The 270-nt window shown below is 51.5% G+C and carries 2 tRNA genes; both read right to left on the bottom strand.

The annotated features are described in order from the left end of the window. Nucleotide 1 precedes the first annotated feature (1 nt). Nucleotides 2-77: transfer RNA gene (locus OGV79_RS02290), tRNA-Ala, on the bottom strand. Between the two features lie 113 nt (nt 78-190). After that, a tRNA-Ile gene (locus OGV79_RS02285) sits at nt 191-267 on the bottom strand. Nucleotides 268-270: the final 3 nt, after the last annotated feature.

The following is a 270-nucleotide window of genomic DNA, read 5'->3' as shown; positions in this document are numbered from 1 at the left end:
ATGGTGGAGCTATGCGGGATCGAACCGCAGACCTCCTGCGTGCAAAGCAGGCGCTCTCCCAGCTGAGCTATAGCCCCATACAGTACAGTCAGAACCTCTTACCGATGATTTTTCCTGAGACAAGGCGTGGAATGACGAAGCATACTTAAAGTATGTGAGTCATTTCACAACGCAGTATTCAGGGAAAATCTGGTAGGCCTGAGTGGACTTGAACCACCGACCTCACCCTTATCAGGGGTGCGCTCTAACCACCTGAGCTACAAGCCTGTA

Origin of the sequence: Citrobacter sp. CK185 (assembly GCF_030333565.1) — a bacterium.
Taxonomy (GTDB): Bacteria; Pseudomonadota; Gammaproteobacteria; order Enterobacterales; family Enterobacteriaceae; genus Citrobacter_B; species Citrobacter_B koseri.
This window is presented reverse-complemented; position numbering and strand designations above follow the sequence as displayed.